The following is a 21,582-nucleotide window of genomic DNA, read 5'->3' as shown; positions in this document are numbered from 1 at the left end:
ACCATGGAACACACCTGGCGCTGGTTCGGGCCCGACGACCCGATCACCCTCGACGACATCCGCCAGACCGGAGCTACCGGCATCGTCACCGCCCTGCACGAGATCCCCAACGGCGAAACCTGGCCTCGCGAGGCAATCGCCGAGCGCAAGGCATTGATCGAAGCCTCGGGGCTCACCTGGTCGGTGGTCGAAAGCGTGCCGGTCCACGAGGACATCAAGAAGGGACGCGGCGACTGCGATACCTACATCGCCAACTACCAGCAGACGCTGCGCAATCTGGCGGCCTGCGGCATCGATGTGGTCTGCTACAACTTCATGCCGGTGCTCGACTGGACACGCACCGACTTGGCCTGGCCGCTGCCCAGCGGCGGCACCGCGCTGCGCTTCGAGCAGACCGCCTTCGCCGCCTTCGACCTGTACCTGCTCGAGCGCCCCGGCGCCGAACGCGACTACAGCGACGCCGAGCGCGAGGCCGCGCGTCGCCATCTCGAAGCGCTCGACGAAACGGCGCGCCAGCGACTGATCGATACCATCATCGCCGGGTTGCCCGGCGCCGAGGAGCACTACACCCTGGCACGCTTTCGCCAGGTGATCGCCGAGTATGCCGAGATCGACGCCGCCCGCTTGCGCGCCAATCTCGGCCATTTCCTGAGCGCCATCGTGCCGGTGGCCGAGGAGGTCGGCATTCGCCTGGCGATTCATCCCGACGACCCGCCCCGTTCACTGTTCGGCCTACCACGCGTGGTCTCGACGCCCGACGACGTTGAGTGGATCCTCGATGTCGCCCCCAGCCCAGCCAACGGTCTGACCTTCTGCACGGGTTCCTATGGTGTCAGCGAAGCCATCGATCTGGTGGCAATGGGCGAGCGTTTCGCCTCGCGCATCTACTTCACCCACCTGCGCGCCACAAAGCGCGAGGCCGACCCGCGAACTTTCCATGAGGCGGCTCATCTCGATGGTGATGTCGACATGGTCGGCGTGATCAAGACCCTGCTCGACGAGGAACGTCGCCGCGAGTGTGACGGCGGTCCACGACTGCCGCTACGCCCCGATCATGGCCATCACCTGCTGGATGATCTCTCGCGCGAAACACGCCCGGGTTATCCGCTGATCGGGCGTCTCAAGGGGCTGGCAGAATTGCGAGGAATAGAGACCGCCATCAAACAGCTATGCGCTTGAAGCGGCGTCCGCTACGCAAAGCCGGGGCACGATGGTAAGGTGGAAGGCCTGCAAAACGGTCAGGATTCCCGCCATGCCAACACTCTTCGGCAAGCGCGTGTTACTCGGCATCAGTGCCGGTATCGCCGCTTACAAAAGCGCCCAGCTCGCCCGTCTATTGAAGAAGGCGGGCTGCGATGTGCGCGTGGTCATGACCGAAGGCGCGCAGACGTTCATTACCCCGCTGACGCTTCAGGCACTCACCGGCGAAGCGGTGCGCACGTCACTGCTCGACCCCGAGGCGGAAGCTGGCATGGGGCATATCGAGCTGGCGCGCTGGGCGGACGTGATCCTCGTCGCGCCGGCTACCGCCGATCTCATGGCGCGCCTGGCGCATGGCCATGCCGACGACCTGCTCACCACGCTGTGCCTGGCCAGTGAGGCGCAATGCGTCATGGCACCGGCGATGAATCAGGCCATGTGGCGCCATCCCGCGACCCAAGCCAATGCCGCGACGTTGCGCACCCAGGGTTGGCGCCTGCTGGGCCCGGATGGAGGCGAGCAGGCATGTGGCGATGTCGGCCCCGGCCGCATGCGCGAGCCGGAAGCGCTGGTCGCCGAGCTTTCGATGGCGCCCGAGGATGCGCCTAGCTCCACGGCGCCCGACGTCGCGCCGGCTGTGCGCGATGCCGAGGCGTTGCGGGTGACGATCACCGCCGGGCCGACCCATGAGGCGCTCGATCCGGTGCGTTATCTCTCCAATCACAGTTCCGGCAAGATGGGCTACGCCCTGGCGGGTGCCTGGGCCCGGCGTGGCGCCCAGGTGCGCTTGATCAGCGGGCCGGTCGCTCTGGCGACGCCTACGGATGTCGAGCGCGTCGATGTGACATCGGCAAGCGAAATGCTTGCCGCCGCCGAGCACGCCGTCACCGAGAGCGATATTTTCATCGGCTGCGCGGCGGTCGCCGACTACCGCGCCGAAACAGTGGCCGAGCACAAGCTCAAGAAGACCGACGCTAGCGAGACGCTGACGCTCACCCTGGTCAAGAACCCCGATATCGTGGCCGAGATCGCCGCGCATTCACCGCGCCCGCTGGTAGTAGGCTTTGCCGCCGAGACCCGTGACGTGGAACGCTATGCACGCGATAAGCTGACCCGCAAGGGCATGGATATGATCGTCGCCAACGATGTTTCCCAGGCCGGGCTCGGCTTCGGCGCCGACGACAACGCCGCCCTGCTGCTGTGGCGTGTCAGCGATGACACTGACAGCCAAGCACTGCCGCCGCAGCCCAAGACCACCCTGGCCGATGCTATCGTCGACCGGGTATTGACGCTTTACGCCCACCGCGCCCCCACGGCGCACGACTGACGGACCCATTCTCATGTCAGATGCCTCGTTGTCTTCCGACACCACCTTGTCGGTGAAGATTCTGGACGAACGCGTACACGACTTCCCGCTTCCCGGTTACGCCACCACAGGCAGCGCCGGCATGGACCTGCGCGCCTTGCTCGATGGCCCGCTGACGCTGGCACCGGGTGACTGCGAGCTGGTGCGCACCGGCTTGGCCGTTCACATCGGCGACCCGGGACTTGCCGGTATGATCCTGCCGCGCTCCGGCCTGGGGCATAAGCATGGCATCGTGCTGGGCAATCTCGTCGGCCTGATCGACTCCGACTATCAAGGCGAGCTGATGATCTCGGTCTGGAACCGCGGCAACCAGACGTTCGTTCTGGAACCGGGCGAGCGCCTGGCACAATATGTGCTTGTGCCCGTGGTACAGGCCAAGCTCGACATCGTCGAGGACTTCGCCGCCAGCGAGCGCGCCGGAGGTGGCTTCGGTCACTCCGGACGCCATTGAGTTCGGGCGGGCGACGCTGACGGTCGCCCCGACGTTCACGGCCACATGGCCATCGACTCGAAGGGATTCACCATGAGCCAACAAGCTCCCAATACATCCATCAGTGCGTCCATTTTCCGCGCCTATGACATTCGCGGCATCGTCGACGACAGCCTGACCGAGGACGGCGTCGAACTGATCGGTCGTGCCATCGGGGCCGAAGCCGCCAGCCGCGACGAAACCACCGTAGTCGTCGCCCGCGACGGCCGCCACTCGGGTAAGCGCCTGCAGGCAGCCCTGATTCGCGGTCTACGCGGCGCAGGGCGCGACGTGGTAGACATCGGCATGGTACCCACGCCGGTACTCTACTTCGCCACACACACGCTGGAGGGCACCAGCTCCGGCGTCATGGTCACGGGCAGCCACAACCCGCCCGACTACAACGGCTTCAAGATCGTGCTGGGCGGCGAAACGCTCTCCGGCGACGCCATTACCGCGCTTTATCAGCGCATCCAGGACGATGCGATCGGCGAGGGCGAAGGTAGCCTGCGTGAAATGGATGTGCGCGAAGCATATCTCGAACGCATTCTCGGCGATGTCAGTTTGAGCGGGAAAATCAAGGCCGTGGTCGACTGCGGCAACGGCGTGGCTGGCGAACTCGGCCCGCAACTGATCGAGCGCCTGGGAGCGGAAATGATACCGCTGTTCGCCGAAATCGACGGCGATTTCCCCAATCACCACCCCGATCCCGGTAAGCTGGAAAACCTCGAGGACTTGATCCGCACCGTCAAGGAAACCGGCGCGGACGTCGGCCTGGCCTTCGACGGTGACGGCGACCGTCTCGGCGTGGTCACGCCCAAGGGCGAAGTGATCTATCCCGACCGCCTAATGATGGCATTCGCCGAGGACCTGCTCCAACGCAGTCCCGGTGCGCGTATCATCTTCGACGTCAAGTGCACCGGCAACCTGGCCCAGGTGGTCGAGAATGCCGGCGGCACACCGGAGATGTGGCGCACCGGGCACTCGCTGATCAAGGCGCGCATGAAGGAAACCGGCGCGGCGCTGGCCGGTGAAATGAGCGGCCATATCTTCTTCAAGGAACGCTGGTACGGCTTCGACGACGGCTTGTACGGCGCCGCGCGGCTGCTGGAAATCCTTGCCAAACAACGCGCCACGCAGGGTCTGGACGCCGACGCCTTCTTTGAGCGCTTCCCGCAGGACCTCAGCACGCCGGAGCTCAATGCCAAGGTCAGCGATGAGAACAAGTTTGCCATCGTCGACAAGCTCGCCCGGGAAGGCGACTTCGGCGAGGATGGTGTAAAGACCACTCTCGACGGCATCCGGGTCGACTATGCCGACGGCTGGGGCCTGTGCCGCGCGTCCAATACCACGCCAATGCTGGTGCTGCGCTTCGAGGGCAAGAGCGAGGAAGCCCTGACACGCATTCAGGGCCAGTTCCGCGACGCTCTCAAGCAGGTCGCTCCCGAGGCCGATCTACCCTTCTGATGCTCGGCGGCCGGTGTCCGAGCACCGGCCGCTTCCAAGGAGACAACCTTCATGAATGAACACGCACGCGACCCGCGTCTAGTGGTCGAAATCCTGTCGGAAGCACTGCCTTATATTCAGCGCTTCTCCGGCAAGACAGTGGTAGTGAAGTACGGCGGCAACGCCATGACCGAGGACACCCTGATCGACTCCTTCGCCCGTGACATGGTGCTGATGAAGGAAGTCGGCATCAATCCGGTGGTAGTGCATGGCGGCGGCCCGCAGATCGGCGATCTTCTCAAGCGTCTGAACATAGAGTCGCGCTTCGTCGGCGGGATGCGTGTCACCGATGCCGAGACCATGGACGTAGTCGAGATGGTGCTCGGTGGGCTGGTCAACAAGAGCATCGTCAACCTAATCAACCGCAGCGGCGGCAAGGCCATCGGCTTGACCGGCAAGGACGGCGCACAAATCACCGCACGCCAGTTGCGCGTCGAGCATCAGAGCCCGGAGATGACCGCGCCGGAAATCATCGATATCGGCCATGTCGGTGAGGTTGAGCACATCGCCACCGACCTCATCGAGATGCTCACCGCGCGTGACTTCATCCCCGTGATCGCCCCGATCGGCGTCGACGCGGAAGGCCATAGCTACAACATCAACGCCGACCTGGTCGCCGGCAAGGTCGCCGAAGCGCTGAGTGCCGAGAAGCTAATGCTGCTGACCAACGTCGCCGGACTAATGAATGCCGAGGGCGAGGTCATGACCGGCCTCTCCACCGCCCAGGTGGACGCCATGATCGGCGATGGCACCATCCATGGCGGCATGCTTCCCAAGATCCGCTGCGCGCTGGATGCCGTCAAAGGCGGCGTGGCCAGTTCGCATATCATCGACGGCCGCGTACCGCATGCCACGCTACTGGAGATTTTCACCAACGCCGGTGTCGGCACACTGATCACCGACACCGAAAGCGAAGGCAGCACAGACTGACACTCTCCTCGCACCCGGGACGGTGCGCCGTGATGCGCGACGATTTGTCGGCACCCCGGCAGCCCATTAGGATGGGCTAACACGATTCCAATAGAAGAATATCGATGACGCAGGAAACACCTAAGCAAACTCGTCGGGAGCAGATCCTCCAGGCGCTGGCGCTGATGTTGCAGGAGGACAGCGGCAAACGGATCACGACCGCCGCGCTAGCCCGCCAGGTCGGCGTCAGCGAAGCCGCCCTCTACCGGCATTTCCCCAGCAAAGCGCGGATGTTCGAAGGGCTGATCGAATTCATAGAGGAGACATTGTTCGAACGCATCCGTCGCATTCTCGATGAGGAGCCGCAGGCACAGGCGCGCTGCCATCATATCCTGACACTGCTGCTGGGCTTCGCCGAAAAGAACCCCGGCCTGTGTCGACTGCTCGGTGGCGATGCCTTGACCGGCGAGACAGCGCGCTTGCGCGTGCGCATGACGCAGCTCTTCGACCGCCTGGAAACCCAGCTCAAACAGATACTGCGCGAAGCCGAGATTCACGAAGGATTGCGCACCACGCTACAGGTCTCGGCCGCCGCTAACCTGCTGCTGGCCACCGCCGATGGGCGCATTACGCAATACGTGCGCAGTGACTTCCGTCGCCTGCCCACCGAGCACTGGGAAGATCAGTGGCAGATGCTCTCCGCCCGCCTGCTGGTCGCCACGCCACACCCCGCCCACGTGTAGACGCTGCATACAACAATGCCCGGCGCATGGCCGGGCATTGTTGATTTCGCTTGCGGATTGTCTCGCGCCAATCTTCGCGTTAGCGCGCCAACTCAGGCGGCGAAGGCGTCGCCGAGCTGCTGCTTGATCTTCTTCATGGCGTTCTTCTCGAGCTGACGAATACGCTCGGCAGAGACGCCGTACACATCGGCCAGCTCATGCAGCGTGGACTTGGACTCGGAAAGCCAGCGACGCTTCAGGATATCCTGCGAGCGCTCATCGAGCTCACCCAGCGCAGACTGCAGGCGATGCGAAGAGTCCTCTTCCCAATCCGCGGCTTCAAGCTGTGCCGCCGGGTCGTAGCGCTCGTCGTCGAGGTAATGGACCGGCGCCTGATAGCCCTGATCTTCATCTTCGGAGGGCGAGGCATCGTAGCCAGCATCAAACGCCGAGAGACGGCCTTCCATCTCGCGCACTACCTGCGGCTTGACGTCGAGATCCTTGGCGATGGCATCGACTTCATCGTTATTGAGCCAGGCCAAGCGCTTCTTGGCACCACGCAGATTGAAGAACAGCTTGCGCTGGGCCTTGGTGGTAGCAATCTTCACGATGCGCCAATTGCGCAGCACGTATTCGTGAATCTCGGCCTTGATCCAGTGCACGGCAAACGATACCAAGCGCACTCCCTGATTCGGGTCGAAACGCTTGACGGCTTTCATCAAGCCGACGTTGCCTTCCTGAATCAAGTCGGCCTGAGGCAGGCCGTAGCCGGAATAGCTGCGTGCGATGTGTACCACAAAACGCAGGTGCGACATGACCAGACGCCGCGCCGCTTCGAGATCGCCTTGTTCGTATAGGCGGAAGCCCAGCTCTCGCTCCTCATCGGAGGACAGCACAGCAATGCGATTGACGGCCTGAATGTAACCATTCAGGTCATGACCGGGAGAAAGATGACCCACGGGCTGAAGACTGTTGCTCATGCAGATGTCTCCATCGGTTGTTCACCCTGCGTGCGTGGCGTATCCAACATCCACGGCTGCACGGCGAAGGAATCATGTGCCTGATAACACGTATGACCCATTAGAAGGCTAACTTGAACGAAAGTTCAATACATGCCATCAGGCTTGTCAAGCCTAGCGGGGTTTGATGTCGGCAAGATGACGGCCGACGGCTAACCAAGCACCCAGCCAGCCAAGCAGTGTACTACAAAAACATAGCAAAACCGATCCCCCGAGGCCTAGTCGCGGCAGTGTGAAATGCGCCCCATAACTCTCGGCCAGGGCGGTGACCGGCGCCGACAGCCAGTGGCCGCCCAGGACCAGCAATACTATCGCCAGCACGCCGCCGCCCAGGCCATACCAGGCACCGCTATACAGGAACGGGCGACGCACGAACGCATGGGTGGCCCCGATCAACGTCACTACCTCGATCTCCTGACGGCGGCTCTCCACCGCTAGCCGAATGGTATTGCCAACCACCAGCAGCACGCCCAACCCGAACAGTCCCGCCAGCGCCAGGGCCAAACGTTGCCCCAATTCAGCCAGACGCCGCAGGCGCTCCAGCCAAGCGAGATCGACGCGCGCCTCGTCGACGCCATCGACCGCTTCGAGATTGCTCGCCAGCACACGCACCGAATCAGGATCGGTGTCGGCCGGGGTGACCACAACGGCCGCGGGCAATGGGTTGTCTTCCAGCGAGGCCAGCGCATCCTCAAGTCCGACGCCCTCCTGGAATTCGGCCAGGCCTTCGGCGGCAGTCACCAGCCGCGCGCCCGCCACGGGTGTCTGATCGCGCAGTCGCGCAGCGACCTCCATCGCCGCGCGCTCATCGAGGCGCGTATCGAGATAGACGGTCACTGTCGCGCTTTCATCGAGCTCGGCATCCAGTAATCGCGCGCTGTCCAGCGCCAGCCACAACCCACTGGGCAGCACCAAGGCGATGGCGATCGCCAGCATGGTCAACAGGCTGCTCAGCGGGCGCTTGGCGAGCCGCTGGGCGCTATCGAGCCACATCGCGCGATGATGACGCAGCCATGCCCGCGTGCGGCTTTCCAGGCCTACCTGCGAGGCTCGGGCGCCACGCCGCGCAGGACGCTGGCTTTCCGGAGACGTCGTTCGTCGGGTCATGCCGCCTCCTCGTCGCCGACCAACCGTCCCTCACGTAGGCGCAAGACCCGGTGCCGCAGGCGCGTGATCAAGGCCAGGTCGTGGCTTGCGACCATCACCGTGGTGCCGATGCGGTTGAAGTCCTCGAACAACCGCATGATATCCGCGGAGAGCTGCGGGTCGAGATTGCCGGTGGGCTCGTCAGCAAGCAGCAACGACGGCTTGTTGACCACCGCTCGCGCGATGCCGATGCGTTGGCGCTCACCGCTCGAGAGTTCGATGGGAAGCGCCGTCTCCCGGTAAAGCAGGCCAACCTTATCCAACGCGGCACGCACGCGCCGCGCCGACTCGCGAGGCTCCACGCCCTGAATCTCCAACGGCAACGCCACGTTGGCGAAGACGCTACGATCGAACAGCAGCTGGTGGTCCTGAAAGACCACCCCGATCTGGCGCCGGTAGTAAGGGATCTGGCTGAGATGAAAGCGATCAAGGTCGTGGCCGGCCACCAGTACGCGACCGCGCGAGGGCTTTTCCAAGCGCATGATCAAGCGCAGCAACGAGCTCTTGCCAGCCCCCGAGTGCCCGGTGAGGAACAACATTTCGCCCCGCCCCACTCGGAAGTTGATATCGGCGAGGGCCTCGGAGCGCCCGCCGTAACGTTTGCCGACATGCTCGAAGACGATCATACCGCTACGCGTCTCCCCCCGTGTCGCGCTCGAACAGCGCAGAGACGAAATCCTCGGCAGCGAACGGTCGCAAGTCGTCGAGGGTCTCGCCCACCCCGATGAAACGAATCGGCGTGCCCAACTGCTTGGCCAGAGCGAAGATGATGCCGCCTTTGGCGGTGCCGTCGAGCTTGGTCAAGGTGATGCCGGTCACGGGTATCGCCTCGTTGAAGGTCGAGGCCTGGGAAAGCGCGTTCTGGCCCGTTCCCGCATCCAGCACCAGCATCACCTCATGCGGCGCCTGCTCGTCGAGCTTGGCCATGACGCGGCGCACCTTCTTGAGCTCTTCCATCAGATGGCTTTTGTTATGCAGGCGCCCGGCGGTATCGGCGATCAGCACATCGACACCGCGCGCCTTGGCGGCGGAGAGCGCATCGTAAATGACCGAGGCGCTATCGGCGCCGGTGTGCTGCGCCACTACCGGCACCTGGTTGCGGTCGCCCCATACCTTGAGCTGCTCCACCGCCGCCGCACGGAAGGTATCGCCCGCGGCCAACATCACACTGCGCCCCTCGTTCTGGAAACGCTGCGTCAGCTTGCCGATGGTGGTGGTTTTGCCAACGCCATTGACGCCGACCATGAGAATCACGAACGGCCCTTCGCCCTTGGGCGGCAACGCCAGCGGCTGGGCGACCGGATCGAGCAGGTCCTGAAGCTCTTCCTGCAAGGCTGAGTAAAGCGCCTGCGGATCCTTCAATTCCTTGCGCGAGACGCGCTCAGTCAGGCGGTCGATGATCTCGGTGGTTGCCTCGATCCCCACATCCGCCATCAGCAGTTGGGTCTCGAGATCCTCCATCAACTCATCGTCGATCTGCTTCTTGCCCAGAAACAGACCCGCCAGCCCTTCGGTGAAATTGGCGCGTGTCTTGCCGAGTCCCGACTTTATGCGCGCGAACCAACTCTTCTTCTTGGGGCGCTCGCGGGGTTGCGCTACGCTTGTCGGCTCGTCGATCTGCGTCGATGTCGGTTCCTGCGGCGCTGTATCGGCCGCGTCGGTGCGCGTCTCATCCTCGTCATCGGGCTCGGGCTCGGGCTCGGGCTCGGGCTCTGCAATCGTCTCCGGCTTGGCAGCCGACTGAGAAGATTCTGGCGATGCCTCGGCGGGAGCGACGTCTTCGGCGAGCGCCTCGGCATTGGGATCGAGCGGCCGGGCATCGCCCATGGCACCGTCGCGGGGCGTTACCTCGGGGTCGTCCAAGGCTTCGCGTGCGGCCTGGGTTTCGTACGGCTCAGGGACAATCTCGGCCGCTTCGCCCGAGTCGGGATCAACCGTTCCAACGGCGCGACGCGCCTCATCGTCGGTCGATTCCTCGTGACCGGTGTCGCCCTCTTCATTGTCGAGCGCCGCCGCTTCCTCTTGCGACTCATCGACGTCCTGGGCGGGAGACTCTTGCTTCTTCTTGCGCTTTAAAAAACCGAACATGGGCGTGATCTACGTCTACGCGGACGACGTGCGCCACGTTCCCCGCGACACGGCGGGAATGACGCCCGGCGTCCTGAAGTGTCTGAATCGCCATATCCTATCACTGTGCGGCGGGTGGCGGTACAATCCGCCGATCATGAATCGACGTCGTTCCTCCTCTTCCAAGCGTTCCGCCCGTGACTCACGCCGCGTCTCGCCATCACGCGCGAGCGGGCGCTTGCGCCTCATCGGCGGCGACTACCGCCGCCGACAGCTGCCCGTGCTCGAGCGGCCCGGCCTACGCCCCACGCCGGACCGCATCCGCGAGACGCTGTTCAACTGGCTGGCCTTCGAGCTCGCCGGCGCACACGTTCTGGACTTGTACGCCGGTACCGGCGCGCTAGGGCTAGAGGCACTCTCGCGCGGCGCCGCTCAGGCCCTTTTCGTGGAGACCGACAGCGATGTCGCCGCCAGCCTGAGCACCAATATCGCCACGCTGGGCGCCAACGGCCATGTGCAGCGCCAAACCGCCATGGCATTTCTCGCTGGCCCCGTCACGCCTTTCGATATCGTGTTCCTCGATCCGCCCTTTCGTCAGGGCCACGCCGTCGATGCCTGCCAAGCGCTAGAGGAGCACGGTTGGCTCAGTGAGGAGGCATTAATCTATCTGGAAATAGAGCGCGAGAGCGTGCCTCAGGTGCCCGCTAACTGGCAACTGCATCGCGAGGTGCGCGCCGGCGATGGCATCGGGCGTCTTTATCGCCGCCAACGCGCTGCCTGACACCCTGTCGGGGCCTGGAGACGCTTGTCGCGCGCGCCACGCGCGCGTACGCTAGCCGCCAACGGCTCGGCAAGATTCGCCCGTGCCACTCGCATCGCCCCATCCAACGTGTAGGAGAAGTCCATGAGCCTCGAACTCTTCAACCAGCTCGAGCAGAAGGTGCAGAACGCTGTCGAGACCATCGAGATGCTAAAAATGGAGGCGGAAGAGCTGCGCGAGGAAAACACGCGCCTCAAGCAGGAGCGTGACGAATGGGAACGCCGCCTTAACGGGCTGTTAGGCAAGTTCCAGGATATCGAAGACGACACCAGCGATAACGCGCAAAATCAGTAACCCAGAATCAATACTTCAAGATGGGAAGCGCCGTCAGTCGACCGCTCACGCCTTGAGAGACGTCGACATCAGCACCGCCGCTTCGCGTTCGCCTCCCCTCGTCACAGGAGGATAGTAACCGCGCCGACGCCCATCCTCGTCGAAACCATATTGACGGTACAGCGCCAGGGCAGGTGTGTTGCTTGCGCGCACTTCCAGTAGTAAGCGCTCGGCACCGCCTTGCCGGGCGCGCGTCACGAGATGTGCAAGCAACCTGCCTGCTACGCCCTGGCGACGCACGTGCGGCACCACGGTGATCGCTTGCAGCTCGGCCTCGAAGGGCAACCAGGCAAGCACCGCATACCCTAGTAGGGCCGCATCACGCCACGCACCCCAGACTTCCAGGGTGTCGTCGGCGAGTGCCCGCGCGAGGGTCGCTCGCTTCCAGGGATGTACCTGCCCCGCTTCCTCGAGCGCCGCCACGGCATCCAGATGCGCCACAGCGAGACGCTCAAGACGCATCGTCGCGTCCCGCCCAGGCGTCGCGCCACGCCGCAAGCTGCGGCCATAGCGTGCGCTTGGCAGCGGCGGACGACTTAAGCTCCGACAATGACGGCAGCGTCCAGCAGGGCAAGCTTAAGGTCTCGCTGCGTGCTTCCTCGAGGGCCAGCACTGCGCTCAGAGTCGTGTCCCGGCCGAACACCAACAGCCGCTCGGGACGCCAGCCGCGCCGCGCCTGGCCCGAGAGATAGGCACGCAGGCCGTCACGGGCCTCGTCCAAGGGCGCCGTCGCCGGCGCGTTATCGACGAGCGGCCATTGAAAACTGCGGAACTCGAGCGCCGTGTCCACGGCAATGCCGGCCGCGCGCAGCAGGTTGCCAAGCAGCTCATGCGCCACTCGATCGGGCGCATTAGCCTCGGGCACCAGCAGCAACCAGCGCCCCTCCAAGGCCGCGACTTGCAGGTCGTAGCGCAGCGCCGCGTGCGCCTTGGTCTCGCCGACATCCGAGGTCGGCGCCACTGGTTCAGCTTCGGCGGCAGCCTCCGGTACCGAGGGCGACGACGCAGGCGGCGCATCGCCCAGCAGCAATGCCCGTGCAGACGCATTCACGGCCGGCTTGTCGGTATCTCGCGATGGCGTCGCCCCCGAAGGAGTCTCTTCCGGAGGTGGTGTCGACGGGACCTTAGCCGCGTCGTCGAGCAGTGCTTGCAAGCGCGCACCGTGGCTCGTCGGCGCTTCGACCGGTGCCGCTTCCCATTCGCACGCAGGCGTAGGCAGCGCATTGGGCAGCCGATAACGGCTGGTCCAGGCGCCAAGCCCCATAGCCTCGAGATATTGCAACCGCTGGACGTCGCCTACCATGTCAGCCTGCGCCGCCGCCTCGACAATTGGGAGAATCCGGACGCGTCGCGGCACGCTGGTGCCACTCCTCGGGCGTATAGAGGTGCAAGGCCAAGGCGTGCACCGGGCCGGAAAGCTCGTCGGCGAGCAACGCGTAGACCTGCTGATGGCGCTTGACCGGCATCAGGCCCGCGAAGCGCTCGGCGACCAACGTCACCTTGAAGTGCGTTTCGGAGTCCGGCGGCACATTGTGCATGTGGCTTTCGTTCTCGACCGCCGCATGCTCGGGGTCGAGTGACTGCAGCTTCTCTTCGATACGTGCCTGAACACTCATGACACCTTCCTCCTCTGTCGGATACGCGTCATTGTAACGTTTCCCGCGGTGGGGAATAAGCATCGCTCACGCCTTGGCGCGCGCCAGCGGAATCCGCCACACACTAAGTGCCAACGCCACCACCACACTGGCACAGCCCAGCCACAACGCATACGACAGCGATCCCCAGGAAAGCGCCAGCATCAACCCCACAGATGCGGTCCCCAAGGCTTGACCGAAGGTCCGTACCGAGGCCAGCACGCCCGAGGCATTGGCGCTGTAGGTCAACGCCACGCTGCCGATCATCTCGCGATTGTTAGGCGCCTGGAAAAGCCCATAGCCAACCCCGCATAACACTGCCCGCCAAGCAATCGACACGGCGCCGGACTCGGCCGTCAGCGTTACCAGGCTCAGCATCCCGAGCAGGAAGATCGCCAGGCCGAGCGACGAGATCAATGTCGGATTGAAGCGGTCGGCGAGCCGCCCCGAGAGCGGCCCTATCAGCATCAGCGCTAACGGCCAGGGGGTGAATAGCATGGCCGCCTCGAGCGGGGTCGCGCCCATCACCGTCTGAAACATGAATGGCAGCCCCACGAAGGTAATTCCCTGAGCGACGAAGGCCATCAGCGAGATCATCGCGGCGATGCTAAAGCGCGTGGCACGAAACATGGGCAATGGCACCAAGGGCGCATTCGCGCGCCGTTGGCGCCACACGAACAGCACCAGACACAACACGCTGAGCAGCAACGGCAACCAGGCACTCGTACCGCGCGCACCGTGGCCGATATGATCGAGCGAAAACACGAAACCGCTGAGCATCGAGGCCGAGAGCAGTGCTCCTAGCCAATCGAATCCCCGGGACTCGATTGTCTCGCTGGGTAGCGCGCGAATCCCCAGGATCAAGGCCAGCAGCCCCAGCGGCACGTTGATGGCGAACAGCCATGGCCAACTCGCGAAATGCAGGATGATGCCGCCCAGCGATGGGCCGAAGGCGATGCCGAAGGCCACCACCAAGGCACCCATACCGATTGCCGAGCCCAACAGCCGCGAAGGAAAGATCAAGCGGTACATGGACGGGCCGATGCTCAACATCGCCGCGGCGCCAATGCCTTGTAACATGCGCGATGCCACCAGCCATTCGAAACTGCGTGACAGCGCACAACATAGCGAGGCCAGCACGAACAACGCCAGGCCACCCAAGTATAGGCGTCGCCGCCCAATAAGCCGGCTCAAGGCGGCAAACCCCAGCAACAGGGCCGCGCATACCAGCTGGTAGACGTTGGTGACCCACACCGCGCGCGACTCGCTCACCGCCAGCTCTTGCGCCAGAGTGGGCAACGCGATATTGACGATGCCGTTATCAAGCACCGACATCAACGTTCCCAACACCATCACCAGCATCGCCAGGCGGCGCTGGGGGCCAGGTAAGCCTTCGTCGCCGGGGCGTGTCACGAAAAGACGCCGCATCAGCACGTCGACATACCCTTGACCTTTACCAATGCTCTTGTCCCGCGACATACCGGCGGCTTAATAACCGCTGCGTACCAGCTCTCTACACCGCTCACCGAACGCGTCAATCCTCTTCGGTTTCAAGCAGCAGTCCATCGTCGATCTCGGAAATTTCGAGCGGCACTTCATCATCGAGATCCAACGCCAGATAGCTGTGTTCGACGATGAGGAAGTCCTCGAATAACGACCAGTCGAGCGGTTCCGGCCATTGGCGTGAGTCTTCTTCCCAAGCGCTCAGCTCGTTCTCGAGCAGATCGAGATGGCGCTCGCGTACATAGGCGGCCAGCACCTCGGGCGAGTCCATTTCCGGGATCAGATAGACGGTGCTTTCACGCTCGACATCGTCGAGGGTCAAATCGTCCTCACCGACGGTGGGCTCCAGCGAGTTGATCCAATCAACGAACGCCTGGGTCGGCTTGACGCTCAGCGCGGAGCGGTTAAGCAGTTTCATCGGGATTCTCCTGGACAGACGGGGCGCGACGCCAAAACGACGCCATTATGGGCGCTCGAAGCGCCCCTTACCAATAATTTCCGCCCCGGCCGGACAGCCCCGCCATGAGCGCCTCTCGCTCCCCATGCGGAGTGCGCAGGTGACGCACCATGACCCAACGAGCAAAGCGCCTTCACTCGGCGGAAGGACGCATCGCCGGGAACAACAATACGTCGCGGATCGACGGGCTGTCGGTAAGCAGCATGACCAGGCGGTCGATACCAATGCCCTCGCCCGCCGTCGGCGGCAGGCCGTATTCCAGCGCGCGGACGTAATCGGCATCGTAGTACATCGCTTCTAGGTCGCCGGCGTCCTTCTCGGCCGCCTGCTCAGCGAAGCGCTCGGCCTGGTCTTCGGCATCGTTAAGCTCGGAGAAGCCATTAGCGATCTCGCGGCCACCGACGAAGAACTCGAAGCGGTCAGTAACGTGAGGATCGGTATCGTTGCGCCGCGCCAGCGGGCTGACCTCAGCCGGATACTCGGTGATGAACGTCGGACGATCGAGCTTTTCTTCCGCAACAGCCTCGAAGATCTCGGTCTGCAGCTTGCCCAAGCCCCAGTTCGGCTTGACGGGAATTCTCAAACGCTCGCAGGTCGCCTGAGCGCCGTCGAAGGTATCGATATCGCCTTCGCCGATACCGCCGCCGTATTCTAGAATCGACTGGCGCAGGGTAAGCCGCTGGAAAGGCTCGCCGAGTTCATAGCTCGCGCCCTGATACTCAACCGTCGTCGTGCCCAGCACGTCGTGGGCGACGTCGCGAATCATCGCCTCGGTCAGGTCGAGCAGGTCACGGTAATCGGCATAGGCCCAGTAGAACTCGAGCATGGTGAACTCGGGGTTATGACGCGTCGATAACCCCTCGTTACGGAAGTTGCGGTTGATCTCGAAGACTCGCTCGAAGCCGCCCACGACCAAACGCTTGAGATACAGCTCCGGCGCAACACGCAGATACATGTCGATATCCAGCGCGTTGTGATGCGTGACGAAAGGCCGTGCCGTGGCGCCGCCGGGAATCTGCTGCAGCATCGGCGTTTCGACTTCCATGAAGCCGCGATCGACCAAAAAGCGCCGAATGCCGCTGATCACCCGCGAGCGCACCTCGAAGACGCGCCGCGACTCGGGATTCATGATCAGGTCGACGTAGCGCTGCCGATAGCGTGCTTCGGTGTCGGTCAAGCCGTGAAACTTGTCAGGCAGGGGACGCAGGCTCTTGGTCAGCAAACGCGCCTCGCCCATCATCACGTACAGATCGCCCTTGCCGGATTTGTGTACCGGCCCGCGCGCCGCGACGATATCGCCGATGTCCCAGCTTTTGACGTCCTCCAGCACCTCGGCGGGCAGGCCTTTCTTGTCGACATACAACTGAATCTGGTCGGAAACGTCCTGGATGACGATGAACGGTCCGCGCTGGCGCATGATGCGCCCAGCGACCGAGGCCTGACGGTCGAGCGTTTCCAGCTCGCCCTTGTCCTTGTCGCCCAGCTCGGCCTGCAGTTCGGCCGCGAGACTGTCACGGCGAAAATCGCTGGGAAAGGCGCTACCGCCCTCTTCTGCGGCTTGGGCGCGACGTGCCGCCAACTTGGCGCGGCGTTCCGCGATCAGGTGATTCTCGTCGTGTTGAGAGGAGTCTTGGTTGGCCATATCGTTACCTGTAAAGAATAAAAGAAAGCTGGAAGCTAGAAGCTAGAAGCCAAGATCAAACCACCACTCCACAACCACTCCACGGCTTTTGAAGTTTGACTTTTGATCTTTCTTCCCTCTTACAGCTTCCAGGCACGAAGTGCCGCTCTTCAGGCTTTCTTAAAGCCCTTGTTTCAGGCTTGCCTCGATGAACTGATCCAGATCACCGTCGAGCACTTTCTCGCAGTTGCTGGACTGCACCCCCGTGCGTAAATCCTTGATGCGCTGGTCATCAAGCACATAGGAGCGGATCTGACTGCCCCAGCCAATATCCGACTTGTTGTCCTCGGCTTCCTGCTTGGCGGCGTTGCGCTTGTCCATTTCCAGCTCCCACAACTTCGCCCTGAGCTGCTTCATGGCGAAGTCGCGGTTGGCATGCTGGCTTCGCTGGCCTTGGCATGCCACCACGATCCCCGTGGGTTCGTGGGTGATACGTACCGCCGAGTCGGTGGTGTTGACGTGCTGGCCGCCGGCACCACTGGAACGGTAGGTATCGACGCGCAAATCGGACGGATTGACCTCGATCTCGAAGTTGTCGTCGATTTCCGGCGATAGAAACACAGAGGCGAACGACGTATGCCGACGCCCACCTGAATCGAACGGGCTCTTGCGCACCAGGCGATGCACGCCGGTCTCGGTGCGTAGCCAGCCGAAGGCGTAATCGCCTTGAATGTGCAAGGTCGCCGACTTGATGCCTGCTACGTCGCCGCTGGATAACTCGATGATATCGGTCTTGAAGCCGTGATGTTCGCACCAGCGCAAATACATGCGCAGCAAGATATTGGCCCAATCCTGCGCCTCGGTGCCGCCGGAGCCGGCCTGGATATCGAGATAGGCGTTGTTGGGGTCCATCTCGCCGGAAAACATACGCCGGAACTCGAGCTTGGCGAGCTGGGACTCGAGTTTGTCGAGTTCGCTTCGCACTTCGTCGATGGTGGCGTCGTCTTCCTCCACCACCGCCAGCTCGAGCAGTTCCTGATGATCCGTCAGGCCCCGCTCCAACACGTCGAAGGTCTCGACGACCGCCTCCAGAGTCGCGCGCTCCTTGCCCAGCTTTTGCGCGTAATCCGGATCACTCCACACATCCGGATTTTCCAGTTCGCGGGTGACTTCCTCTAGCCGTTCTTTCTTTGCGGCATAGTCAAAGATACCCCCTCAGGACGTCTGTCCGTTCGGACAGGTCCTTGAGGAGGTGGTTGATCGGGCTGATCTCTTGCATGGGAATCCTTTTCAGACGCGCTGATTCGCACCGCAGTGGCGTGCTGGCCGCCACGCGGTGAAGAAAAGAGACACATTGTAGCCAATGCACCCGCGAGCGGCTATCCCATGCCGCGCTTCGCGGCATTAATAAGCGCTCTATGGAACTGCTAAACAATTCAGCATCCGGCCTGCAAAGCTTCCAAAGAGCGACTTTTTGTTCCAGCACCTTGTCACAGCACACCATGAAGAGGCGTTGCAAACGTCTTGCGTTTGCAGTGGCGGCACTGAATGGGCCTGCCTTAACACATGCTAAATACACGCTCTCAGCAGAGGCGTAGCCTCAGCGCGTTCGCCTAGCAAATCTGGCGAGCTACAAAGACATACACGGCTGTGTTTGTCGGTGCCAGCCTCTCCGACTACGTTTACACGGGGGATGGCAGCAATACCGTTCCCAGCAGACTAATGGAGGAGTTTGCGATGAAAGAGACTCAAGATCTATTCCCGACGCGCCTGGAACGCAAACTGGGGATGTTCGAGCGCATCGACCCGGTGGTGCATAGCGAGGGCGAGCAACGCAAAGGGCCGCTCAGCGAAGCCGAGCTCGACGAGTTCGAACGCAAAGGCTTCCTCTCCTTCGAAGGATTCTTCGATGAAGACGAGATGGCCGCGTTCCTCGAGGAGTTGGGCGACTACGAGAATGACGATGACCTCAAGCTCTCGGAAGGTACTATCCTCGAGCCCAGCAAGCAGGAAATTCGTTCGATCTTCGGTATCCATGAGGTATCCGAGCGTTTCAGCCGCCTGACTCGCGACCCGCGCCTACTGGCGATGGTCCAGCAGATCCTCGGTGGCGATGCCTATATTCATCAGTCGCGGATCAACTATAAACCCGGCTTCAAGGGCAAGGGCTTCGACTGGCATTCGGATTTCGAGACCTGGCACAGCGAAGACGGCATGCCACGCATGCGCTCGGTGAGCTGTTCGATCATTCTCACCGAAAACGGTGAATTCAATGGCCCATTGATGCTGGTGCCCGGCTCACACAATTACTTCGTTCCCTGCGTGGGCCGCACGCCGGAGAACAACTATAAAGAGTCGCTGAAGAGTCAGGAAATCGGCGTACCGGATGACGCCAGCCTGCGCGATCTGATGATCCAAGGCGATATCGAGGCGCCCAAAGGGCCTGTCGGCTCGCTGGTGATGTTCGAGTGCAATACCCTGCATGGTTCGAACATCAACATGTCGTGCTGGCCACGCAGTAACCTGTTCTTCGTCTACAACAGTGTCGAGAACACGCTGCACGATCCGTACTGCGGCAACCGGCCTCGGCCCGAGTTCCTGGCCAACCGCAAGGACTGGAGCCCCCTGAAACCTGCCAAATAAGGCATCGTCAGGGAAGAAATAGCACGTGCTTCATTGGCGTTGTCACGGAAGCATCAGACGCAAGAACCCGGCCCACAGGGCCGGGTTCTTGTTCATGCGAAGGTAACGTTTAGAAGCGGTAGGTCAGTTGGGCGCCGACGCCATGGGCCGTGTTTTTATAATCACCACTGAAGGAGGTGCCCTTTTCCTCATCGACCTGTTCCACCGAGGCAGTGTCTTCCCAGAGGTAGGTGTACGCCAGATCAACAGTCATGTTGGGTATCGGCGACCAACCAGCCCCCAACGAAAAAATGGTGCGGTCGCCGGAGGGCACGCGCACAGTACGTACGTCGTCACTGATCGGTGAGTCATCATATGCCAAGCCAGAACGCAGCACCCAATCGCGATTGAGCTGGTAGGAAAGCCCCGCAGCGTATTGCCATGCATCGTCGTAGTCCTGGGCTTCGTTGATATCGACACCCGGGATGTCGTTTTCCACAACCAGCTTGTCGAAGCGACTCCAGCGTACATATGCCGCACCTGCCATGATTGTCCAGCGGTCATCCAGCTCATGAGTCACCGAGAAGTCAACCGTTTCAGGCAGCGTGATAGATAGTCCCGCCGCTGAGCTATCACTAAACGTCGATAGCGTTTGCGAATTGAAGACATCGGATGCTTTGACATCCCCTTCCAAATCGTAATCGACCTTGGAGCGATAGGTCAGGCCCAAGGTGGTGGACTCGACCGGCCGATAGAGCACGCCGACGTTGTAGCCCCAGGCCTCGTCATCACCTTGCACATTGACCGTACCGTCACTACCGCCGGGGATCGGATTCGGTGTTTTGCTCTCCAACTCGCCGTCGATCATGTTGTAGGTGATACCCAGGCCCACAGAAAGTTTGTCATTGAACTTGTAGGAAAGCGTCGGCTGCGCTGTCACCACTTCGACATCGCTGTAGTTACCGAAGTAACGTCCCTGGGATTGATTGTCGTAATCCGTGATGACACCGAAAGGCGCATATACCCCGAAACCAAAGGTCCAACGCTCATCGATAGGCTGCACGTAATAGCCGAACGGAATCGTGGTTCCCGGTACGACATCGCTATCGGAAATCCCCGGCGTTGATGCAGGACCACTAAGCGTGGGACTCATCCCTTGAGTGTTCTCTATATCGGTACTCACATCCAGATAGGTTGCCCCAGCCGTGATCTGAGCGCGGTCGAGAAACGACATGCCCGCCGGGTTGCCATACACAATGGAGGCATCAGTGACATTGGAGGTCCGTCCGGCAAAGGCGTTGCCCTGGCCACTGACACTTTGTTCGTTGAGCTGAAAGGCACCGCCCAGTGCCTGCCCCGATAGCGTGGCACTGGCGACGGCAACCGCGAGTGTGAGCTTGTTGATCTTGTTATGCATGAAAACGTCCTCTTCTGCGGAGACGTGGAGGCGAAAATTGTCTTAGGTTTTTTTACCCTTGCCCGAATAATGGCGTGCCTCTTCGTTTTGGCCGATGGGCGTTTTCAAGTCAAGAGCAAACGTTTGTTTTAATCTTAGAAACGCTCATTCTTTAGTCTTATAAGCAGTCCCTCATCTGATCTATTTCAGGGCATGAGGAATACTTCTTCAAGAATTTCAGCTTTTTATCGTAGGGCAGTGAAAATAGGCTAGGATCGACTTGACCTTTGTGTAACACACAGGTTTTAGACTTTTCTCACCATTCAGGAGAGTGCCATGAAAGTCAGCGATCTGGCCCGCACCGCTGGCGTTACCGGCGAAACGGTACGCCATTACACACGCGAGGGATTACTGCATCCGCAACGCGATCCCGACAACGGCTATCAACTCTATGATGCCGACGACCTCAATCGACTGCGTTTCATACAACGCGCTCGCACGCTGGGGTTCAGTCTTCGCGAGGTGCGCGAGATTCTCGAGCATGCCGACCATGGCGACTCTCCATGCCCCATGGTGCGCGACCTACTGGCCGAACGCTTGCCGGAAATTCGGTCGCGCATCCGTGAGTTACAGGCCCTGGCGACACGCATGGAACACGCCCTGGAGACCTGGCGCGATATGCCGGATGGCACGCCCGACGGCCACAGTTTGTGCCGGCTGATCGAGAGCCTGCCAATGGAAAGTGACGACGATTTCTCACGCCAGGCGCCATGAGCTCAGCCGAAGGAGAAC

At 61.9% G+C, this 21,582-nt stretch carries 22 protein-coding genes; 10 read left to right on the top strand and 12 right to left on the bottom strand.

The annotated features are described in order from the left end of the window. The first annotated feature begins 3 nt into the window (after positions 1 to 3). From uxuA to slmA, 6 genes are all read left to right on the top strand, one after another. The gene (gene uxuA / locus LUN51_RS00320; protein ID WP_277809648.1) at positions 4 to 1,179 is read left to right on the top strand and encodes a mannonate dehydratase; all 1,176 of its coding nucleotides are present in this window, start codon (positions 4 to 6) and stop codon (positions 1,177 to 1,179) included. Between the two features lie 73 nt (positions 1,180 to 1,252). Then, entirely contained in the window at positions 1,253 to 2,527 is a 1,275-nt protein-coding gene (coaBC, locus tag LUN51_RS00315) for a bifunctional phosphopantothenoylcysteine decarboxylase/phosphopantothenate--cysteine ligase CoaBC (RefSeq protein ID WP_277809647.1), read from the top strand. A 13-nt stretch (positions 2,528 to 2,540) separates the two neighbouring features. Next, positions 2,541 to 3,017, top strand: a complete 477-nt coding sequence (gene dut, locus LUN51_RS00310) for a dUTP diphosphatase (protein ID WP_075367744.1) — start codon at positions 2,541 to 2,543, stop codon at positions 3,015 to 3,017. Between the two features lie 72 nt (positions 3,018 to 3,089). Continuing rightward, a complete protein-coding gene (locus LUN51_RS00305; RefSeq protein ID WP_277809646.1) occupies positions 3,090 to 4,502 on the top strand; it encodes a phosphomannomutase/phosphoglucomutase in 1,413 nt (470 codons plus the stop codon). 51 nt (positions 4,503 to 4,553) lie between these two features. After that, entirely contained in the window at positions 4,554 to 5,471 is a 918-nt protein-coding gene (gene argB, locus LUN51_RS00300; RefSeq protein WP_277809645.1) for an acetylglutamate kinase, read from the top strand. Positions 5,472 to 5,575: 104 nt separating this feature from the next. Next, complete coding sequence (gene slmA / locus LUN51_RS00295) at positions 5,576 to 6,193, top strand: nucleoid occlusion factor SlmA (RefSeq protein ID WP_246919171.1); 618 nt, start codon at positions 5,576 to 5,578, stop codon at positions 6,191 to 6,193. A 92-nt stretch (positions 6,194 to 6,285) separates the two neighbouring features. Here slmA and rpoH read toward each other — a convergent pair whose 3' ends face one another. The 4 genes from rpoH to ftsY all read right to left on the bottom strand — a co-directional run bounded on the left by rpoH (position 6,286) and on the right by ftsY (position 10,425). Beyond that, positions 6,286 to 7,152 (bottom strand): RNA polymerase sigma factor RpoH, encoded by an 867-nt coding sequence (rpoH, locus tag LUN51_RS00290; protein WP_097022199.1) that lies wholly within the window; start codon positions 7,150 to 7,152, stop codon positions 6,286 to 6,288. Positions 7,153 to 7,305: 153 nt separating this feature from the next. After that, positions 7,306 to 8,298: a permease-like cell division protein FtsX gene (ftsX, locus tag LUN51_RS00285; RefSeq protein ID WP_277809644.1), complete on the bottom strand. Its 993-nt coding sequence runs from the start codon at positions 8,296 to 8,298 to the stop codon at positions 7,306 to 7,308. Continuing rightward, complete coding sequence (gene ftsE, locus LUN51_RS00280; RefSeq protein ID WP_040243093.1) at positions 8,295 to 8,963, bottom strand: cell division ATP-binding protein FtsE; 669 nt, start codon at positions 8,961 to 8,963, stop codon at positions 8,295 to 8,297. The genes ftsX and ftsE overlap by 4 nt, the downstream gene beginning before the upstream one ends. 4 nt (positions 8,964 to 8,967) lie before the next feature. Beyond that, the gene (gene ftsY, locus LUN51_RS00275) at positions 8,968 to 10,425 is read right to left on the bottom strand and encodes a signal recognition particle-docking protein FtsY (protein ID WP_277809643.1); all 1,458 of its coding nucleotides are present in this window, start codon (positions 10,423 to 10,425) and stop codon (positions 8,968 to 8,970) included. A 136-nt stretch (positions 10,426 to 10,561) separates the two neighbouring features. On the opposite strand from ftsY, the gene rsmD reads away from it, so the two are divergent. Next, positions 10,562 to 11,185 carry a 16S rRNA (guanine(966)-N(2))-methyltransferase RsmD gene (gene rsmD, locus LUN51_RS00270; protein ID WP_277810173.1) on the top strand — a complete coding sequence of 208 codons (624 nt, stop codon included), beginning with the start codon at positions 10,562 to 10,564 and terminating at the stop codon, positions 11,183 to 11,185. A 123-nt stretch (positions 11,186 to 11,308) separates the two neighbouring features. Then, complete coding sequence (locus LUN51_RS00265; protein ID WP_040243096.1) at positions 11,309 to 11,518, top strand: cell division protein ZapB; 210 nt, start codon at positions 11,309 to 11,311, stop codon at positions 11,516 to 11,518. Between the two features lie 45 nt (positions 11,519 to 11,563). Here LUN51_RS00265 and rimI read toward each other — a convergent pair whose 3' ends face one another. The 7 genes from rimI to prfB form a co-directional block, all read right to left on the bottom strand. Beyond that, positions 11,564 to 12,019: a ribosomal protein S18-alanine N-acetyltransferase gene (gene rimI, locus LUN51_RS00260; RefSeq protein WP_277809642.1), complete on the bottom strand. Its 456-nt coding sequence runs from the start codon at positions 12,017 to 12,019 to the stop codon at positions 11,564 to 11,566. Next, the gene (locus LUN51_RS00255) at positions 12,009 to 12,914 is read right to left on the bottom strand and encodes a hypothetical protein (RefSeq protein ID WP_175575820.1); all 906 of its coding nucleotides are present in this window, start codon (positions 12,912 to 12,914) and stop codon (positions 12,009 to 12,011) included. The genes rimI and LUN51_RS00255 overlap by 11 nt, the downstream gene beginning before the upstream one ends. Next, the gene (locus LUN51_RS00250) at positions 12,862 to 13,173 is read right to left on the bottom strand and encodes a BolA family protein (protein WP_040243100.1); all 312 of its coding nucleotides are present in this window, start codon (positions 13,171 to 13,173) and stop codon (positions 12,862 to 12,864) included. The genes LUN51_RS00255 and LUN51_RS00250 overlap by 53 nt, the downstream gene beginning before the upstream one ends. Positions 13,174 to 13,239: 66 nt before the next feature. Beyond that, on the bottom strand, positions 13,240 to 14,670 hold the full coding sequence (locus tag LUN51_RS00245; RefSeq protein ID WP_245797999.1) for an MFS transporter: 1,431 nt from the start codon (positions 14,668 to 14,670) through the stop codon (positions 13,240 to 13,242). 55 nt (positions 14,671 to 14,725) lie between these two features. After that, positions 14,726 to 15,112, bottom strand: coding sequence for a hypothetical protein (locus tag LUN51_RS00240; RefSeq protein WP_075367750.1), 387 nt, complete (start codon positions 15,110 to 15,112; stop codon positions 14,726 to 14,728). A gap of 172 nt (positions 15,113 to 15,284) precedes the next feature. Next, positions 15,285 to 16,793: a lysine--tRNA ligase gene (gene lysS / locus LUN51_RS00235; protein ID WP_277809641.1), complete on the bottom strand. Its 1,509-nt coding sequence runs from the start codon at positions 16,791 to 16,793 to the stop codon at positions 15,285 to 15,287. Positions 16,794 to 16,952: 159 nt separating this feature from the next. Further along, positions 16,953 to 18,051, bottom strand: a protein-coding gene (gene prfB, locus LUN51_RS00230) for a peptide chain release factor 2 (protein WP_098060069.1) whose coding sequence is annotated in 2 segments (ribosomal slippage) — positions 16,953 to 17,975 and positions 17,977 to 18,051 — 1,098 coding nt in all. Because the reading frame shifts where the segments join, the coding sequence is not laid out codon by codon here. A 458-nt stretch (positions 18,052 to 18,509) separates the two neighbouring features. On the opposite strand from prfB, the gene thpD reads away from it, so the two are divergent. Further along, positions 18,510 to 19,415, top strand: a complete 906-nt coding sequence (gene thpD / locus LUN51_RS00225; protein ID WP_040243105.1) for an ectoine hydroxylase — start codon at positions 18,510 to 18,512, stop codon at positions 19,413 to 19,415. Between the two features lie 109 nt (positions 19,416 to 19,524). Here thpD and LUN51_RS00220 read toward each other — a convergent pair whose 3' ends face one another. Continuing rightward, a complete protein-coding gene (locus LUN51_RS00220) occupies positions 19,525 to 20,811 on the bottom strand; it encodes an OmpP1/FadL family transporter (RefSeq protein WP_246894450.1) in 1,287 nt (428 codons plus the stop codon). Positions 20,812 to 21,126: 315 nt separating this feature from the next. On the opposite strand from LUN51_RS00220, the gene LUN51_RS00215 reads away from it, so the two are divergent. Then, positions 21,127 to 21,564 carry a MerR family transcriptional regulator gene (locus LUN51_RS00215; RefSeq protein WP_040243108.1) on the top strand — a complete coding sequence of 146 codons (438 nt, stop codon included), beginning with the start codon at positions 21,127 to 21,129 and terminating at the stop codon, positions 21,562 to 21,564. Positions 21,565 to 21,582: the final 18 nt, after the last annotated feature.

The organism is Chromohalobacter canadensis (genome assembly GCF_029544075.1).
Classification (GTDB): Bacteria; Pseudomonadota; Gammaproteobacteria; order Pseudomonadales; family Halomonadaceae; genus Chromohalobacter; species Chromohalobacter canadensis_A.
This window is presented reverse-complemented; position numbering and strand designations above follow the sequence as displayed.

Coding starts and splice junctions, on each gene's coding strand:
- thpD (WP_040243105.1), top strand. CDS start 18,510: ATGAAAGAGACTCAAGATCTATTCCCGACGCGCCTGGAACGCAAACTG.
- dut (WP_075367744.1), top strand. CDS start 2,541: ATGTCAGATGCCTCGTTGTCTTCCGACACCACCTTGTCGGTGAAGATT.
- ftsY (WP_277809643.1), bottom strand. CDS start 10,425: ATGTTCGGTTTTTTAAAGCGCAAGAAGAAGCAAGAGTCTCCCGCCCAG.
- ftsX (WP_277809644.1), bottom strand. CDS start 8,298: ATGACCCGACGAACGACGTCTCCGGAAAGCCAGCGTCCTGCGCGGCGT.
- LUN51_RS00305 (WP_277809646.1), top strand. CDS start 3,090: ATGAGCCAACAAGCTCCCAATACATCCATCAGTGCGTCCATTTTCCGC.
- LUN51_RS00265 (WP_040243096.1), top strand. CDS start 11,309: ATGAGCCTCGAACTCTTCAACCAGCTCGAGCAGAAGGTGCAGAACGCT.
- LUN51_RS00245 (WP_245797999.1), bottom strand. CDS start 14,670: ATGTCGCGGGACAAGAGCATTGGTAAAGGTCAAGGGTATGTCGACGTG.
- LUN51_RS00240 (WP_075367750.1), bottom strand. CDS start 15,112: ATGAAACTGCTTAACCGCTCCGCGCTGAGCGTCAAGCCGACCCAGGCG.
- LUN51_RS00220 (WP_246894450.1), bottom strand. CDS start 20,811: ATGCATAACAAGATCAACAAGCTCACACTCGCGGTTGCCGTCGCCAGT.
- rpoH (WP_097022199.1), bottom strand. CDS start 7,152: ATGAGCAACAGTCTTCAGCCCGTGGGTCATCTTTCTCCCGGTCATGAC.
- lysS (WP_277809641.1), bottom strand. CDS start 16,793: ATGGCCAACCAAGACTCCTCTCAACACGACGAGAATCACCTGATCGCG.
- uxuA (WP_277809648.1), top strand. CDS start 4: ATGGAACACACCTGGCGCTGGTTCGGGCCCGACGACCCGATCACCCTC.
- ftsE (WP_040243093.1), bottom strand. CDS start 8,963: ATGATCGTCTTCGAGCATGTCGGCAAACGTTACGGCGGGCGCTCCGAG.
- LUN51_RS00250 (WP_040243100.1), bottom strand. CDS start 13,173: ATGAGTGTTCAGGCACGTATCGAAGAGAAGCTGCAGTCACTCGACCCC.
- coaBC (WP_277809647.1), top strand. CDS start 1,253: ATGCCAACACTCTTCGGCAAGCGCGTGTTACTCGGCATCAGTGCCGGT.
- LUN51_RS00215 (WP_040243108.1), top strand. CDS start 21,127: ATGAAAGTCAGCGATCTGGCCCGCACCGCTGGCGTTACCGGCGAAACG.
- rsmD (WP_277810173.1), top strand. CDS start 10,562: ATGAATCGACGTCGTTCCTCCTCTTCCAAGCGTTCCGCCCGTGACTCA.
- slmA (WP_246919171.1), top strand. CDS start 5,576: ATGACGCAGGAAACACCTAAGCAAACTCGTCGGGAGCAGATCCTCCAG.
- rimI (WP_277809642.1), bottom strand. CDS start 12,019: ATGCGTCTTGAGCGTCTCGCTGTGGCGCATCTGGATGCCGTGGCGGCG.
- argB (WP_277809645.1), top strand. CDS start 4,554: ATGAATGAACACGCACGCGACCCGCGTCTAGTGGTCGAAATCCTGTCG.